This is a genomic window from Chryseobacterium sp. Marseille-Q3244, assembly GCF_940807095.1.
GTDB lineage: Bacteria > Bacteroidota > Bacteroidia > Flavobacteriales > Weeksellaceae > Chryseobacterium.
Map to the genome: position 1 here is coordinate 321,315 of NZ_CALNWX010000001.1, position 16,916 is coordinate 338,230.

A 16,916-nucleotide genomic window follows, 5' to 3' on the forward strand; every position below is an offset into this window, starting at 1 on the left:
AATTATAAAAATTTATTTTCCACCAATATCCAAAGTCGTTGAGCATATTCATCTACTTTACTCCATTTTCTTTCGTAATAAAGGTCGCTTAGGTATTCTTTGGCTTCCTCCAGTGTTCTGAAATGATTCAATTGTGCTACTGTATCATTAAGATCTGCCTGGCTTCCTTCAAATAACATTTTTGAAAAAGCTATCCTGTCATTCAAATCCAATTTAAACTCCGGTTTTGGTTTTTCAGCTTCCATAAAGTTGGTAGGAATATTAGATTTCAGGATACTTCCGACATCTTCTTTTAAAGATTCAGGTTGCATTTCCTTTGGAAAATCTCTTTCCAGCGGATCGTCATCAAACAGAGATTGAACAGCTTTCAACCCTTTGATATTGGCTAATTTTATTTTTTTCTCCTGATGATATTCATCTAAATTTTCAAAACTCTCATCAGAAGGATGTATTTCTGTTTCTTCGGGAACAGGTTTATCTATTTCAACAATTTTTCTTCTGTCATATACTTCAGCAAGTATCTGTTCTTCCTGGGTTTTTTCTTCGGAATGATCATTTTTGATGTCATTCACAATATTTTCTACATTGGAAGTTTCGGTGGCCAGTTCTCCTTGTTCTAAAGAGATCGTGGAAGCCACAAATTGTTCTTCATTTTCTTCAATCAGCATTTCGTCATCAAGCATTTCAGTATCAAAAATACTTGGAATGGTCTCTCTGACTTTATTTTCTTTGGTATCGCTTACTTCTGCAAAATCTACCTCTTTTTTATTTTCAATTTCATCATCATCCATTTCATTCAGCTGGTTATTAAAGATGGCTTCTTCTTCAGTTACTTCATCTTCAAACATATCTTCATTGATATCTTCATCTGAATCCGGTTTTGCATCAGCAAGAATTTTCTCTTCATCTACAAAGTTTAGCACATCTTCATGAGCAACTGAATGTTCATTTTCATCTATTTCATTCAGCTGGTTATTAAAAATAGCTTCCTCTTCCGTTACTTCATCAGAGTTGGCTGATTGTTGAATATTTCCAACAGTTCTTACCTCATTATTTTCAGCCACAAAGCTAATGATATTTTCATGGAACTCATTTTCAACAATCTCATTCAATTGATTGTTAAAGACTGCTTCCTCCTCATCAGATCCGATGATAAAGTTGTCATTTTCGTGCTCATCAATTTCGTTCAGCTCATTATTAAAAATAGCTTCTTCTTCTGTTACTTCATTTCCAGTATCATGATGATGATGATCTCCTTCACTAGAAACAAAAGAAATAGGATGACTGCCTGAGTGTAAAGCAGGCTCTTCTGTCACGAAATATTCTATGTTCTTTTCCAGCAATTTCAAAAAAGAAATTCTGTTAGCAAGCTCATCCACAAGATCTTGCTTGGAAAGTAATTCATCTACGTTATTTATTTTGTCAAGATTATCGATGATATTCTTGGACTCAAATAAAATCTTTTCCTTTAAATCTTGGATATTTTGCATGATAAGATTCTTATTAAAATTGCTTACTTTTGATGTTGAAAATATACGGCTAATTTAACAAATGTTTTTAGAAAATACAATTAATCATTCCAAACAAAGTGGTTGGATGGAAGTGATTTGTGGCTCTATGTTTTCGGGTAAAACCGAGGAGTTGATCCGAAGATTACGTAGAGCGGAAATGGCAGGACAGAATGTGGAAATTTTTAAACCGAAACTGGATATCCGGTATTCTGAAGAGGATGTTGTTTCTCATAATCAGAATAAAATCCGCAGTACCGCAGTAGATAATCCGAATGAGATTCTTCTATTGGCATCCAATTGTGATGTAGTAGGAATAGATGAAGCACAGTTTTTTGATGAAAGCATTGTTGAGATAGCAAACCAACTGGCCAACAGCGGCATAAGAGTTGTTATTGCAGGATTAGACATGGATTTCCTGGGGCGTCCTTTCGGACCCATGCCCAATTTGATGGCTACCGCAGAATACGTTACAAAAGTGCATGCTATTTGTAAGAGAACAGGTAACCTTGCCAACTACTCTATGAGAACCTCCCAAGGAGATAATCTGGTAGAACTGGGTGAAACGGAAAGCTACGAAGCCGTAAGCCGTCGTGTTTTTATTGATGAAGTGCTTTCAAAAAGAAAGTAATGAGTATCAATAAAAGCTCGAAAACATAAAATATATTCACTTCATATAATATAAATGAAAAACGAAAAAGCAATATTGTAAAATTCTAAAAGGAGATCTGCTTACCATAATGAGCTCTTCTAACCTCTTTGCAATTTTACCTTTTTGCAATTTCGCCTTAAAATAAAGCAGAAAGGGTACCAATGAACTATACAGTACAACAAATTGCAGAGATCACCAATGCAGAAGTTATTGGAGACAAAAATTTAGTGGTTAAAAATATAGCCTATGACAGCAGGATTATTTATTCAATTAAGAATGCTGCGTTTATTGCAATCAACACCCATAAAAATTCTGGTGAAAAGTTCATTGAAGCTGCTATAGACAGAGGAATTAATATTATTATTTCTGAACATCAATATCCACAGTTTGAAAATATAACATGGATTATTGTTAAAAATTCTGTGGGTTTTCTGCAGCAATTAGCTAAGTATCACTTCGAAAATTCTCATTTAAGATCCATCGGAATCACCGGAAGTAATGGAAAAACCATTTTAAAAGAGTGGCTTTACCAATGTTTATGGAATGAATTTCCTACTGTAAAAAGTCCTAAGAGTTTTAATTCTCAGATAGGACTTCCCCTTTCACTCCTTCAAATCAACAATTCTCATCAGCTGGGAATTTTTGAAGTAGGAATTTCTCAACCGAATGAAATGGAAAAGCTTGAAAATATTTTCCATCCTCAGATCGGATTGTTAACGCATATCGGAACAGCTCATGCTGCCAACTTTTCTTCCGAAGAGGAACTGATTGATGAAAAGATTAAACTTTTCAAAGATTCTGAAGTGATTATTTATAATGGTGATCATTCTTTGGTAGATCAGAAAATAAAAAAATTATACGCTGATAAAAAATTAATCTCTTACGGATTTAAAGAAACAAATAATGTCTTCATCAAAAAAAATATTAAGGATGAAAACATCATTGTTGAATATTTTGGTGAAGAAATCAGTTTTCCGGCTCATCAGAGAGACGAATCAACGTTAACTAATGCTACGGCGCTTATCGCAGTCCTTAAGGTGTTACAGATCGAAAATAAAAAGATCGTTGAAAAAATCAATCTTTTAAAGGCCGTTGAAATGAGGCTTGAAGCAATTGAAGGAATTAAAGGCAATATTGTCATCAACGATTCTTTCAATCTGGATCTTGATTCTTTGAAAACTGCCCTGCAATTTTTGAAGGAATACAATAAACCCAAAAAATCTTTGGTCTTAACTGATATTGTAGGAGTGAATACCAATTCTCAGGAATTATACGAAGAAGTTTCCGAATTGGTTAATGAACAAAATTTTGACTCAGTATACCTGATTGGTGATGAAATATCAAAGTTTAGTGAATTATTTAAATCTAAAACTTATACTTTCATTGATACCAAAGAACTGATCGAAAGCAAACATCTATCTGAAATCGAAAACCAGATCATTCTTCTGAAAGGAGCCCGAAAATTTGAAATTGAAAAATTAAAAGATGTTCTTGAGCTCAGAAAACATGATACGGTTTTAGAAATTAATTTAAATGCTATTCTTCATAATATCAATTATCACAAATCTCTTTTAAAGCCACAAACAAAAATGATGGCTATGGTAAAAGCCAATGCTTACGGTTTGGGGAGTTATGAAATTGCAGAGTTTTTGCAACATCACCACATTGATTATTTAGGAGTAGCTTTCGCCGATGAAGGGGTTGAACTTCGTAAAAAAGGAATTACCACTCCTATTATTGTAATGAATCCGGAGCAACATAGCTATCAGACCATCATTGAATATAATCTGGAACCTGAAATTTATAGTTTCAGGGTGTTGGAATTATTTTATGAAGCAGTACAGAAATCCGGATATGATAAAAAATATCCTATCCATATTAAACTGGAAACAGGAATGCATCGTCTTGGATTTAAAGATTTTGAATTGGATCAATTAAGTGAAATTTTAAGTCAGAAAAATCTTACAATTCAAAGTATCTTCAGTCATTTATCTTCCTCAGACATGCCGGAAGAGAAAGAATTTACTTTAAGACAAATGGAAGTTTTTGAAAAAAATTCAAGCTATCTGATTGAAAAATTAGGCTATGCTCCCCTGCGACATATTTTAAATTCTTCTGGAATAACTAGCTATACAGATCATCAATATGATATGGTAAGAATTGGTATTGGCATGCTTGGAGAATCTCCGGATATTGAAATTCAGAAACAATTACAGTCTGTGGTAAGTTTTAAAACCGTAATTTCACAGATATCAATGGTTGAAAACGGTGAATCTGTTGGATACAGCAGAAGATTTAAACCAGATCATCTGACAAAGATCGCTACGATCCCGGTTGGATATGCTGATGGGATTCCAAGACTGATCGGAAACCAGGTTGGAAGTCTGGGAGTCAATAAGGTATTGGTTCCAATTGTTGGAAATATCTGTATGGATATGATGATGATTAATGTAGAAAATGTTCCGAATGTAAAGGAAGGTGACATGGTAACCGTCTTTAATGCAAAACCAAGTTTAAAAGAATTCGCAGGATACTGCAAAACGATAACCTATGAAGTATTAACATCCATTTCGCCTCGGGTGAAACGGATTTATATAAAAGATTAACTATGAGAAAACTCCTGATTCTTCTTTTCCTATTCCAATTGCTATGGATCCAATCACAGGTAAAAAAAGACCTGGTGATTCCGAAAAACCCTAAAATAGGACTGTCGCTTGCCGGTGGTGGTGCCAAAGGTTTTTCACATGTAGGAGTACTTAAAGTATTAGATTCATTAGGAGTAAAAGTAGATTATATTGCCGGAACCAGTATGGGTGCCATTGTTGGTGGTCTGTACGCTTCCGGATATTCCGGTAAAGAAATAGAAAAAATCGTGATGGATACGGATTTCTATTCTTTAATTATGGATCCAAAATCAAGACAGGAATCCAGCTTTTTCAATAAATCTGTTGATAAATATCTTTTATCTATTCCATTAAAAAACGGAAAAATTACACTTCCCTCTTCCATCAGTACGGGACAGCGAAACGTTTATCTTCTCAAAGAACTTTTAAAAAATGTCTCCAATATTGAAGACTTTTCTAAAATGCCCATCCCTTTTTTATGTGTAGCTACCAACCTTGAAAGTGGAAATATGCAGATCTTCGAAAAAGGAGATTTGGTACAGTCTATCATGGCCAGTTCTGCTTTTCCATCTCTAATGGATCCCGTTAAAATTGGGGATAGCATTTATATTGATGGAGCAATGACGGTCAATTACCCTTCCAAGCCATTAAAAGATCGAGGAATTGATATCGTTATTGGAGTAGATCTGAACCAGGATCTGTCCAAAAGAGAGGATTTAAACAATATTATATCAATTCTGAACCAGGTCATTGATTTCGGAATCAAGAAAGATACAAGAAAACAGTATAAATACACGGATATTAACATTAAACCTAACCTTAAAGGAATGTCTGCTACAAGTTATGATGAAAAGAAAAAAATACTTGACAGTGGTTATGTGGAAGGTTTAAAATATTCTCAGGTATTGGATCAACTGCCTAAACGTCCGTTTGACCGTCTCAGACAGCGTGTAAATCCAATATATTCCAACGTCTATAAGATAGACAGTATTTCCATAGAAGGAAGCAAGATTTATGGTAAAAACTATACTCTTGGAAAAATGGGACTGCGTCTCCCTTCTTTACAAACCTATGGAAACATCAATAAAATGGTTGATAAATTGGTTGCTACCAACAATTATAAATTCATTAACTATGATATTGTTCAGGAGAATGATGCCAATTATTTAAAGCTTTATGTCACGGAAGATGATGCAAGACATTTTGTAAAATTCGGATTGCATTATGATGAAATTTTTAAAACAGGTCTGCTTCTGAACTATTCGGCAAAAAGACTTTTATTTAAAAATTCGAACCTTTCGGTAGATGTAGTGGTAGGTGATAAATTAAGATATTATCTGAACTACTTTATTGATAACGGTTACATTCCCGGATTTGGTATTTATTCATCGGGAATGAGCTTTGATCTTAAAAATGTAGATAACAATGTTATTGATAAATGGGAATGGATGAGAAACGAAGCGTATATACAATCTGTATGGAAGGATAAATACGCTATTGGGGGTGGTATAAGCCATGACTACTTTAAAGCTGAAATTAATGGTGATAACAGACGTTACAGCCGCTTTTTAAATCCATATATATTCCTGAAGACAGATACACAGGATGACAAAGAATTTGCAACAAAAGGAATTTATTTTGCTGCTGAGGGAAAAGTAATTGACCTTTTAAAATCTGAAGTAGAAAAAAGAATCGTTCAGATAAAGGCAGATTTAAAGATCAATATTCCATTGGGAAAACAGTTTACTTACAAGCTTAATTTATTTGGAGGGATTACCCTTGGAGAACATCTTCCACCCTATTATCAATACAGATTGGGAGGAATTTTTGAACAGAATGTTCTCAACTTTAAACGTTTTGGAGGATTTTATTTTGCCCAATTATATACGAATAACGTAATACTGGCATCCAATGATCTTCAATTCAGGTTTAATAAAAACTATTTTATCAGCGGAAACTTTAGCTTTGCCAACCTATCCAATGACATTAAATTTGAAGATGCAGTTAAAGTAAATTATAGTTCGCTTGGCATTACGGCTGGATACAAATCTCCTTTCGGGCAGATTAAAGTTAACTTTAGCCATTCACTTAAAAACAATCAAAAAGGCATATTCAGTGTTATTTTAGGACACTGGTTTTAATACAATGATACAATTTTTTTACGAAAATTTACCGGAGTCGGTAGATACAGATTACAAACAATGGCTGGAAGATTTAATTCTTTCAGAAGGAAAAAAACTAGGAGAAATCAACTACATTTTCTGCGATGATGAATATCTTCTGAAGATCAATCAGGATTATTTACAGCATGATTATTATACCGATATCATCACTTTTGATTATGTAAAAGGCAAGACAATAAGCGCTGAGATTTTCGTATCTTTGCAACGCATTTCTGATAACGCCTCTACCCTTTCCCGAGATTATGAAGATGAATTAAGAAGGGTTTTAGCCCATGGAATTTTACACCTTATTGGCTATAAAGACAAGACGGAAGAAGAGGAAAAAGAGATGAGAAGAATGGAGGATTTATACCTGGCTAAGTATAGGGATTTAAAGAATTAAAATTAAACAATCACTTAAAGTCCTATGTCTAAAGTACTCTATTATAGCAACAATACAAGTTTACCTAGAGTGCATTCTTCAAAAATGTTTCACGTGAAACATTAGTGATTAAAGATAAAGTTTAAGCTTAAATAAGCGAGATAAAAATGATTTCAGAAATATATGATGTGATCGTAGTAGGTGCAGGACACGCAGGATGTGAAGCAGCAGCAGCAGCAGCCAACCTGGGTTCAAAAACACTATTGATTACAATGAATATGCAGACCATCGGACAGATGAGTTGCAACCCCGCAATGGGTGGAATCGCAAAAGGACAAATCGTAAGAGAGATTGACGCAATGGGAGGATACTCCGGAATTGTAGCAGATAAATCTGCCATCCAATTCAAAATGCTTAATCTTTCAAAAGGTCCTGCCATGTGGTCCCCAAGAACCCAAAATGACAGAATGCTTTTTGCCGAAGAATGGCGACTAGCTTTAGAGAATACTCCTAATCTTGATTTCTTTCAGGATATGGTGAAACAACTGATTGTTGAAAATAATAAAGTAACCGGAGTCATCACTTCTTTAGGAATTGAGATTAAAGCAAAATCTGTAGTTCTAACGAATGGAACTTTCCTTAATGGATTGATTCATGTTGGAGACAAACAACTAGGTGGCGGAAGAATGGGTGAACCAAGAGCATTTGGTATCACAGAACAATTAGTCACTTTAGGTTTTGAAGCCGGAAGGATGAAAACCGGTACTCCACCAAGAGTAGATGGAAGAAGTTTGGACTATTCAAAAATGGAAGAACAGAAAGGAGATGAAAATCCTCAAAAGTTCAGCTATCTTGATACACCAAAATTAACGAAACAATTAAGTTGCCATATTGTATATACTAATGAAACGGTTCATGATATTCTTCGTGAAGGTTTTGATAGGAGTCCAATGTTCAATGGTACCATTCAAAGTTTAGGTCCAAGATACTGCCCAAGTATTGAAGATAAAATTAATCGTTTTGCAGAAAGAAACAGACACCAACTTTTCGTAGAACCGGAAGGATGGAAAACTGTTGAGATTTATGTAAACGGATTCAGTTCTTCACTTCCTGAAGATGTACAGATCAAAGCGATGAAACATATTCCAGGATTTGAAAATGTAAAAGTTTTCCGTCCGGGATACGCTATTGAATATGATTACTTCCCTCCTACCCAATTGAAACATACTCTGGAAACAAAATTAATTGACAATTTATATTTCGCAGGACAGATCAATGGAACGACAGGATATGAAGAAGCAGCAGGACAAGGTCTGATTGCCGGAATCAATGCTCATAATAAAGTTCACGAAAAAGATGACTTTATCTTAAACAGAGATGAAGCCTATATCGGAGTATTGATTGACGACCTGATCACAAAAGGAACTGAAGAACCATACAGAATGTTTACTTCACGTGCTGAATATAGACTTTTATTAAGACAAGATAATGCGGATATCAGATTAACTGAGAAAGCCTATAACCTTGGATTAGCAAAAGAAGACAGATTAAGAAAAGTAGAAGCTAAAATATCTGAAAGTCAGCAACTTGAAGAGTTTTTACGTGAAACTTCTTTAAAACCAGGTGTCATTAACCCTATTTTAGAGTCAGTAGAAAGCAATCCGGTAGATCAAGCTTATAGAGCATCTCAGATTCTTACAAGACCTAATATTACTTTAGAAAAACTTGATGAAATTGACTTCATTAAGGAAGCTTCTTCTCAATATAATGATGAAGTAAGAGAACAAGCTGAGATCAATATTAAATATAGAGGATATATTGAAAAAGAAAAGGAGAATGTAGCCAAGCTAAACCGTCTGGAAAACATTAAAATACCGGAAGACTTTGATTATATGAGTCTTTCTAGCCTTTCGGCAGAAGCAAAACAGAAAATGTCTAATGTACGTCCAAAGACTATTGCACAGGCAGGAAGGATAAGTGGGGTTTCTCCAGCTGATATTAACGTTTTGCTAGTGTATTTAGGACGTTAAAATAAAATGTTTCACGTGAAACATTTTTTACAATAAAAACGAAAATTAAGGTGTTTATAAGCTTATAAAGTTTATGAATATCTTAATTTTTTAATATAACAGATTTCGACTTCAATGAAAATAAAAGATCATTTTCTTTCACAGGAAATATTTGAAATTAAAGAAACAGAAACAAAGGGAGTTTATAAAACTTCCCCTATCCCATCCAATATTTCCAGGTACTACGAAAGCGAAGATTATATTTCCCATCATCAGGATTCCGGGAGCCTGAAAGAAAAACTATATAAATTTCTTCAGTCTTTTAATTTGCAATACAAAAAAAATATTCTGGTTGACAGAATTAAAAAAGGATCCAGAGTATTAGACTATGGATGTGGCGCTGGAGAATTTGTAAAGTATATAGAAAATGATTTTGAAACTTTAGGTTTTGAACCTGATGCCGATGCTAGAAAAGCAGCACAAGGAAAAATTGTAAAAGCAAAAATTCTGGACGACGTTCAAAAAATTGAAGATAAAAGTTTAGATGCTATTACCTTGTGGCATGTATTTGAACATGTCGAGAACCAGGACGAAATGCTCAATATTTTCCATTCGAAATTAAAAGATAAAGGACTTCTTATTATTGCCGTACCCAACCCTACTTCTTATGATGCAAAACATTATAAAGAATATTGGGCTGCGTATGATGTCCCAAGACACATTTATCATTTTTCCAAAAATGGAATGGAAAATCTGATATCAAAAAAACCTAACTGGAAAATGAGAAAGATCAAACCTTTGGTGCTTGATTCGTATTATATCTCTATGTTGAGCGAAAAATATAAAAAATCTCCTCTATTCTGGCTGAAAGCAACCATTTACGGAACAATTTCGAACATAAAAGCCCTTTTTTCGAATGAATTTTCAAGTTTGATATATATTATCGAAAAAAGATAGAAAATCGATTTTTAAGCCATTTCTGAAAGCCATTTTTCAGCATTTTGAGCGAAAAACTTTAAAAAACTCAGAAAATACTTTCTGGGTTTTTTATTTTTATAAAAATACTAGGCTATATTTTATTCTCGTTTTCATTTCAAAAATTCAAAGTAAATTTCTTCGGGTAATTTTTTTGAACTCCCCTACTCCATTTTTACATGAACTCATATTTTTTTGTACGAGATAAAAAAACATAATAAATTCAAGTTCTTAAAAATTTACATTTAGAAAAAGAGAAAAATTAATGCTAAAGACAAAAAAATGAATTTCAGAACATGAATACTTTCATAAATACACTATTTAAGGTTTTATTTTTGATTTACATATATAAACTCAATAAATTAAAGTTTTTCGATTTTGAGCCATTTCTGGAATCCGATTTTCCGCGTTTAGCCAAAAATGCCAGCAAAATATTTTGGCGTCAATCAGAAGTAAATAGTAATTTTCAAGAAATTCAAATTAATCTTAAAAAATAAAAATCAAAAATCTCTCATCACCTTCTTATAAAAAATTATCATTAATAAAAAATAAGGCTTAGAAAAAATTCAGAGTTTACTCTTCATCAAATTATTCAAATTTGAAATAATCTCAAGACTAAAAATCTTTGCACAGAAAAATTAATCTGAAATAAAACAGATTTTGATGTTGTTACGAAATCATGGCATGTGAAATTTAAAAAAATAAGAGCTCTAAAAAAATCTAGAAGCAAAAAACTAACCAATAAAAAGCTTAAATATTGATTTACAAATAATTGAATATAAATATTTACTATAAGCTGTATGAAAATATATTTCATCTAAAAATCAACTAAAAAACTGATAAAAAACACATAATATACCAATCAATAAAATAGTTTAAAACCTGAAAAACAATCAATTAAAATTAAATATATAACACACAAAACAAAGTAAAAATAACACTCAATAAAAAAGACTGGAACAAATCCAGTCTTATCTTTTATAAGTTAATAATCAAATTACTAACTAAATTTGGGTTACCTGAGAAAATAGATGAAGTCATGTTATCAACTTTAAACTTAACATCCATTGTTCCGCCAGCACCAAAAGTATGGGCATTGAAGAAAAGTTCAGGAAAAGGATATGTTGGCTGAATCGTATACATCCCTCCTACCCTCTTATGGTTACTAGAAAGCACAGGACTGATCAAAACTGACGCTCCGGCATTGATACTAGGCACAGGAGTACTTACAAGTGATAAAACGTATTTAGCCTTATTGGATGGATCTGCCAAAAATACAGAAGAGGGTGTAAATTCAATTTTTGGCTGATTAGAGATGTAAATATTATCTCTCACAGTTGTTGATTGGATACTAGGACTTTCAATTGTAATAAGATCTGCCATCCCGTTATGTTCAAGAACCGTTGAATTATTGGCAATTAGGCAATAATTAACTTTTTCTGCTACCATCTTTACTAATTGGGAAGCTGCTGTAATATTGTTTCCTGAAATTTTTACAAAAGAATAATTATTAAGTTTTTTAATAGTCTCATCTTGGTCCAAATCAAATAAAATTCCTAAATAATGGCCGATAAAGTTATTATCAGAGATTTCAAGAGATTCTGTATCTGCAAAAATACCAGCTGCAACCCTGGAGTAATTTCCTTCCGTATAAAGGATATGTGAAGTATTACCTTTAACAGTAATCCTTTGGCAGTTTCCACCTTTTCCTTGAATAACAAATAAAGCCTGACCTCCATTATACAACATGTTATTTTTACCTTGTACATGGCTATGCTTAATGTTGTTAGAAGTAATGAGTAAGTTTGAGATTGTACAGTTTTTATCCGGCCAGATGTATACTCCGGAATTAACAATTTCCGCAATATTATCTGAAATTGAAATATTGGTAATATTTCCTTTTTCAGTCCCAATCCCTGCAATAAAATTCATTCTGGTGTAATTATAAACCTTATTGTTCGAGAAGGAGCTGTTACTAGCATGGATCTCACAGGCACAACCTATTAATCTCATCTGCTCATTTCCTATAAAAATATTGTTGTGAACCGATAGAAAATTAGCATTTCCATAAATGGTGGAATGATCATAATTGATTGTTTCAATACTTTTAGCCAGATCTTCAAAAACACAATTTTGAATGGTTACTTTATTTCCATTTCCTTCCCAACCGGCTCCTATACAATTACTTAAATCACCATTTGTCCAGTATAATCCATCGATATCAACATTGGTACAATTTCCGCCCTCAAACCCTATTCTACGCATATAGGAGGTTCTCATTTGCGAAAATTGACCATTGAAATCTATTACTCCCCTACCTTTCAGTGTGATATTGTAAATCGGCATAAAATCAATGACTTCTTTAGCATTAAATCCAGAAAATAATAGAAAAGGTTTATCATCAAAATATGTTCCCACTTTTAGAACACTGTAGTCCTCGAATTCTATGTCTAAATAAGATCTTAATTCAAAAATATTTGAGTGTATTCGCGTAGCTACATTATCAGTATAAGAATTAACAAGAAAGTGACCACTGGGAAAAACAAGTTTCAATCCTAATTGAGAAGTAATATCAAAAGCCTTTTGAATAGAAGCTCTTTGATCTACAGTATATGAAGACTTTGCTCCAAACATTGTTACATACACTCTTTTTGTAGAAAAAATTACTGTGTTTACATAGTAATCATTTCCCCTGGAGCGATAAATAATTTCATCATTTAATACTCTAGAATCATTAGCAACAAGTAAGGTTTCATCAATCCACGTACTTACTTTTTTAAAATTAACATTCTCTCCAGTAAAACTATCAATGAGCTGAACAAGATCATCATTGGGAGCTGTATTTCCTACTGCAAAAAATTCATTTGTATACATCATAATATTGTAATTTAGTACTGCAAATGTATCCCTCACCAGCGTCAAAAGTCGACGTATAAAATGATTTTTAATTCAAAAGATTCTAATGAGTCACCCAACTAAAAATTATAAAATTCAAACAAAACAGGATATAATTATTAAAGATAAATTTGTAATTAACTATTGATTATTGCTCTATTTTAAGAGAATCTATATCTCAATTTTTCCTTTATTTATCGCTATAAAAACGTAACTCACACTAAATCAAAACACCTTATTTAAATATAACCTGTAGTTATATCTAAAAGTTATAAAAACATCGATCAATTCAGGATTTCTCAATGAAAATATAAGCATAAAAAAGCCTGCTAATATTATTAGCAGGCTTCAAAATATTGAAATTTAATCTCTATTAATTGTTGATTGCGGCTACTCCAGGAAGCTCTAATCCTTCAAGGCTTTCAAGCATTGCTCCCCCTCCTGTAGAAACATAACTTACTTTATCAGCATATCCAAATTGCTTTACGAACGCAACACTGTCTCCACCTCCTACTAAAGAGAAAGCTCCCAATCTTGTTGCTTCAGCAATACTATCTCCAAGTGCAATTGTTCCTCCGGCAAAATGTGACATTTCAAAAACACCTATCGGGCCATTCCAAAGAATCGTTCTTGAATTCAATAGCACATCATTGAACTGATCTCTTGATTTGTGACCGGCATCCAATCCCATCCATCCTTCAGGAATTGCATAAATATCTACTTCTTTTCTTTCAACATCATTACTAAAACTTTCAGCGATGATCGCATCAGACGGAAGATATACCTTTACTTTATGTTCTTTTGCTTTCGCTAAAATTTCCAATGCCAAAGGAAGTTTATCATCTTCTACCAATGAGTTTCCGATTTTCCCTCCTAATGCTTTAATAAATGTGAACGCCATTCCTCCACCTATGATCAGATTATCTATTGCAGGAAGAATATTTTCTATAATAGTAATCTTAGTTGAAACCTTAGATCCACCCAAAATTGCAGTAATTGGTTTCTCACCACTTTTCAAAACTTTATCGATAGCCTGAAGTTCTTTAGCCATCAGTAAACCGAAAAATTTAGTTGATTGAAAGAATTGAGCAATTACAGCTGTAGAAGCATGAGCTCTGTGTGCAGTTCCGAAAGCATCATTTACATAAGCATCTCCTAATTTAGAAAGTTTCTCAGCAAAACCTTCATCACCTTTTTCTTCTTCATTATGAAAACGAACATTTTCCAATAATAAAATTTCTCCCGGCTTCAAATCAGCAGCAGCCTGTTCAGCTTTCTCTCCGATGCATTCATCAACGAACTTCACTTCCTTTCCAAGAACATTTGAAACCTCGCCAATAATATGTTTTAGGGAAAACTCATCTTTCACTTCTCCTTTCGGTCTCCCAAGGTGTGTCATTAAAATAACAGAACCGCCATCCTGAAGGATTTTTTCAACGGTAGGTTTCACCGCAACAATTCTGGTATTGTCAGTCACATTCAACTGGTCATCCTGTGGAACATTGAAGTCAACTCTTACAAGAGCTTTCTTATCTTTAAAATTGAAGTCGTTAATTGTTTTCATTTTTATCTTTAGATTTATTTTTTTCTTCGGTTTCGAACAATCGTCCTCTCCGGGCCAGGTTACATTGCTGCAAATTTCGGCAGGGACAATTCCGTTAACTTCTTTGATTTTTCGTTTCACAAATGTAAGGTTTTAAACTTTTTCAACAGATTGATCGAAATAAAAGTTTTCAAAAACTTTCCCCGAACCCAATCACTCACTAATCAACATTCTTTATCTCTTTTAAAAAAAAAATAAGGTTGTTGTTGTTATGTATTGTTAGTAACGGGGATAAGTTTTAAGCATAAAGTTCATAATACTCAACTGGTACATAATTCATAAATAACTCACAATATAAATCTCTGTAAACCTGCATATTCACACACTTATTCACAATTGTTGATAACTTTGCCAACAAAGCATTATTAGTTATTTTATTATGGAAAAACCTGGGGATAGCTGAAGAAAAGATCTGGAAAGTTGTGGGGAAAACTTTACGATAGATTTTCTAATACGAAATAAATTTATCTTTGAAAATAGAAAGTTGAAAAAAGTTTTCCACACTTATTAACATACCTTTTCACAATTAACTCACGGTTTACTAACACGAATTGTTATTATTCTTACCTTTGTAAGGAAATAAAATCTAAAAAAGCTTAATAAGAGTATTATGAAAAGAAAAATTGCTATTGCAGCGGACCATGCAGGCTATGAATATAAGGAGATTGTTAAGAACTACCTTTCAGAAAAGTTTGAAGTTCAGGATTTTGGAACGTTTTCCACAAACAGTGTGGATTATCCGGACTTTGTCCACCCTGCTGCAACCTCTGTGGAAAACGGAGAAAATGAGCTTGGAATTTTGATCTGCGGAAGCGGAAATGGGGTTCAGATCACTGCGAACAAACATCAGAAAATAAGATGTGCACTTTGCTGGATGCCTGAGATTGCAACACTGGCAAGACTGCATAATGATGCCAACATGATTTCTATGCCGGCAAGATTTATATCAAAAGAACTGGCGATTGAAATTGTAGATAAATTTCTTTCAACAGAATTTGAAGGTGGAAGACACCAAAACAGAGTTGATAAGATTGCTGTTTGCTAAATATACTGAGGCCTGTAATTTATTGCAGGCCTTATTTATTTTTTATTTGTACATTTGCAGTGTTCAATAGAAATAACATTCTATACTTCTCCTGAACCTTTGTAATATTTAAAAGATATTTTATAGAAGGTTTTTCTCTTTTCTTCTCCAAATTTGTATTAAATTTATACAAAACTAAAGCTTCCGTTATAAAGTAGATTTAGAAAAATTAAGATTAAATTAAACATTAAGGTTTGATGAAAATAAAAGGATCTGCAGTATTATTTTTTACGATCAGTTGTTTCCATGCCCAAGAGATCACGGATCGTAATGCCTTTAAAAAATGCAGAGAAGAATTCAGTAAAAAAACGTGCCTTTCTGATAAGGATGAAGACAGAGTACCATTTTATATGGATCTCTGCCCTGAGATATCAGGACCAGAACTGAATAATGGTTGTCCCTGGCCGGATACAGACGATGATGGAATTATAGATAAAGATGATGCCTGTCCTACTGTAGCAGGACCCACGGAAAATAATGGATGCCCATGGCCGGATACAGATGGTGATGGAATTTTAGATAAAGATGATGACTGCCCTACGATACCCGGGGATGCGGAAAGCAAAGGCTGTAAGACGATTCCTACTCCAAAAAGGTTTACTGAAGAAGAGTTGCAAAAAATAAAGAGTGATTTTTTAGCTAATAATAAGCATATTAATTATCATGCATTAGCAGATTTTATTTTCAAAAAAATAGAGGGAAAGGATCTAAAGAATAAAGTGCTTTATCTTTCCATGTATAGAAAATTTGAAGCGGGTTGTGGGATGGACAGATCTGATAATTCTGCAGGGAATATGGTACAGCAATTGATATTTCAATCATTCTGGGATGAGAGAAATTTTAAGAAATTTGCCAATCTTTTTCCTGATAAAATGATTCTTCCAATAGGAAGACCCCGTATTTTTGATTATGAAAGTATAGAAAATATAAAAGGTCTCAAAGGAGTACCTAAACTAGAAACGAAATATGGAACGGTTTATAATGCAAAAGGAAAATTTGCAGGAATACCGAATTCTAATGAG

The 16,916-nt window shown here is 33.3% G+C and carries 10 protein-coding genes and 1 pseudogene; 8 read left to right on the forward strand and 3 right to left on the reverse strand.

Annotated elements, in window-relative coordinates; genetic code table 11:
- Positions 1 to 2: 2 nt before the first annotated feature.
- The gene (locus NBX25_RS01505; RefSeq protein WP_250252516.1) at positions 3 to 1,490 is read right to left on the reverse strand and encodes a DUF8457 domain-containing protein; all 1,488 of its coding nucleotides are present in this window, start codon (positions 1,488 to 1,490) and stop codon (positions 3 to 5) included.
- Positions 1,491 to 1,551: 61 nt separating this feature from the next.
- Between NBX25_RS01505 and NBX25_RS01510 the strand changes: the two genes are divergently transcribed.
- The 6 genes from NBX25_RS01510 to NBX25_RS01535 all read left to right on the forward strand — a co-directional run bounded on the left by NBX25_RS01510 (position 1,552) and on the right by NBX25_RS01535 (position 10,294).
- Positions 1,552 to 2,139: a thymidine kinase gene (locus NBX25_RS01510; protein WP_123909525.1), complete on the forward strand. Its 588-nt coding sequence runs from the start codon at positions 1,552 to 1,554 to the stop codon at positions 2,137 to 2,139.
- 182 nt (positions 2,140 to 2,321) lie between these two features.
- Complete coding sequence (locus tag NBX25_RS01515; RefSeq protein ID WP_250252518.1) at positions 2,322 to 4,766, forward strand: bifunctional UDP-N-acetylmuramoyl-tripeptide:D-alanyl-D-alanine ligase/alanine racemase; 2,445 nt, start codon at positions 2,322 to 2,324, stop codon at positions 4,764 to 4,766.
- A 2-nt stretch (positions 4,767 to 4,768) separates the two neighbouring features.
- Positions 4,769 to 6,925 (forward strand): patatin-like phospholipase family protein, encoded by a 2,157-nt coding sequence (locus tag NBX25_RS01520; protein WP_250252520.1) that lies wholly within the window; start codon positions 4,769 to 4,771, stop codon positions 6,923 to 6,925.
- 4 nt (positions 6,926 to 6,929) lie between these two features.
- Positions 6,930 to 7,349 (forward strand): rRNA maturation RNase YbeY, encoded by a 420-nt coding sequence (ybeY, locus tag NBX25_RS01525; protein WP_250252522.1) that lies wholly within the window; start codon positions 6,930 to 6,932, stop codon positions 7,347 to 7,349.
- A gap of 146 nt (positions 7,350 to 7,495) precedes the next feature.
- Positions 7,496 to 9,358, forward strand: coding sequence for a tRNA uridine-5-carboxymethylaminomethyl(34) synthesis enzyme MnmG (mnmG, locus tag NBX25_RS01530; protein ID WP_123909529.1), 1,863 nt, complete (start codon positions 7,496 to 7,498; stop codon positions 9,356 to 9,358).
- A gap of 114 nt (positions 9,359 to 9,472) precedes the next feature.
- Positions 9,473 to 10,294, forward strand: a complete 822-nt coding sequence (locus NBX25_RS01535; RefSeq protein ID WP_250252523.1) for a class I SAM-dependent methyltransferase — start codon at positions 9,473 to 9,475, stop codon at positions 10,292 to 10,294.
- A 996-nt stretch (positions 10,295 to 11,290) separates the two neighbouring features.
- Here NBX25_RS01535 and NBX25_RS01540 read toward each other — a convergent pair.
- Both NBX25_RS01540 and NBX25_RS01545 read right to left on the reverse strand, forming a co-directional pair.
- Positions 11,291 to 13,189, reverse strand: coding sequence for a glycoside hydrolase family protein (locus tag NBX25_RS01540; RefSeq protein WP_250252525.1), 1,899 nt, complete (start codon positions 13,187 to 13,189; stop codon positions 11,291 to 11,293).
- 391 nt (positions 13,190 to 13,580) lie between these two features.
- Positions 13,581 to 14,771, reverse strand: coding sequence for a phosphoglycerate kinase (locus tag NBX25_RS01545; protein WP_123911807.1), 1,191 nt, complete (start codon positions 14,769 to 14,771; stop codon positions 13,581 to 13,583).
- Between the two features lie 649 nt (positions 14,772 to 15,420).
- On the opposite strand from NBX25_RS01545, the gene rpiB reads away from it, so the two are divergent.
- Together rpiB and NBX25_RS01555 are read left to right on the forward strand one after the other, a co-directional pair.
- Positions 15,421 to 15,855, forward strand: coding sequence for a ribose 5-phosphate isomerase B (rpiB, locus tag NBX25_RS01550; RefSeq protein WP_065395543.1), 435 nt, complete (start codon positions 15,421 to 15,423; stop codon positions 15,853 to 15,855).
- Positions 15,856 to 16,214: 359 nt separating this feature from the next.
- Positions 16,215 to 16,544: pseudogene (locus NBX25_RS01555) on the forward strand (thrombospondin type 3 repeat-containing protein); the annotation flags it as partial.
- Between the last annotated feature and the right edge of the window lie 372 nt (positions 16,545 to 16,916).

Excerpts from the sequence above, each read along its gene's own strand:
- NBX25_RS01505 (WP_250252516.1), bottom strand. The coding sequence starts at position 1,490 with ATGCAAAATATCCAAGATTTAAAGGAAAAGATTTTATTTGAGTCCAAG.
- NBX25_RS01510 (WP_123909525.1), top strand. The coding sequence starts at position 1,552 with ATGTTTTTAGAAAATACAATTAATCATTCCAAACAAAGTGGTTGGATG.
- NBX25_RS01515 (WP_250252518.1), top strand. The coding sequence starts at position 2,322 with ATGAACTATACAGTACAACAAATTGCAGAGATCACCAATGCAGAAGTT.
- NBX25_RS01520 (WP_250252520.1), top strand. The coding sequence starts at position 4,769 with ATGAGAAAACTCCTGATTCTTCTTTTCCTATTCCAATTGCTATGGATC.
- ybeY (WP_250252522.1), top strand. The coding sequence starts at position 6,930 with ATGATACAATTTTTTTACGAAAATTTACCGGAGTCGGTAGATACAGAT.
- mnmG (WP_123909529.1), top strand. The coding sequence starts at position 7,496 with ATGATTTCAGAAATATATGATGTGATCGTAGTAGGTGCAGGACACGCA.
- NBX25_RS01535 (WP_250252523.1), top strand. The coding sequence starts at position 9,473 with ATGAAAATAAAAGATCATTTTCTTTCACAGGAAATATTTGAAATTAAA.
- NBX25_RS01540 (WP_250252525.1), bottom strand. The coding sequence starts at position 13,189 with ATGATGTATACAAATGAATTTTTTGCAGTAGGAAATACAGCTCCCAAT.
- NBX25_RS01545 (WP_123911807.1), bottom strand. The coding sequence starts at position 14,771 with ATGAAAACAATTAACGACTTCAATTTTAAAGATAAGAAAGCTCTTGTA.
- rpiB (WP_065395543.1), top strand. The coding sequence starts at position 15,421 with ATGAAAAGAAAAATTGCTATTGCAGCGGACCATGCAGGCTATGAATAT.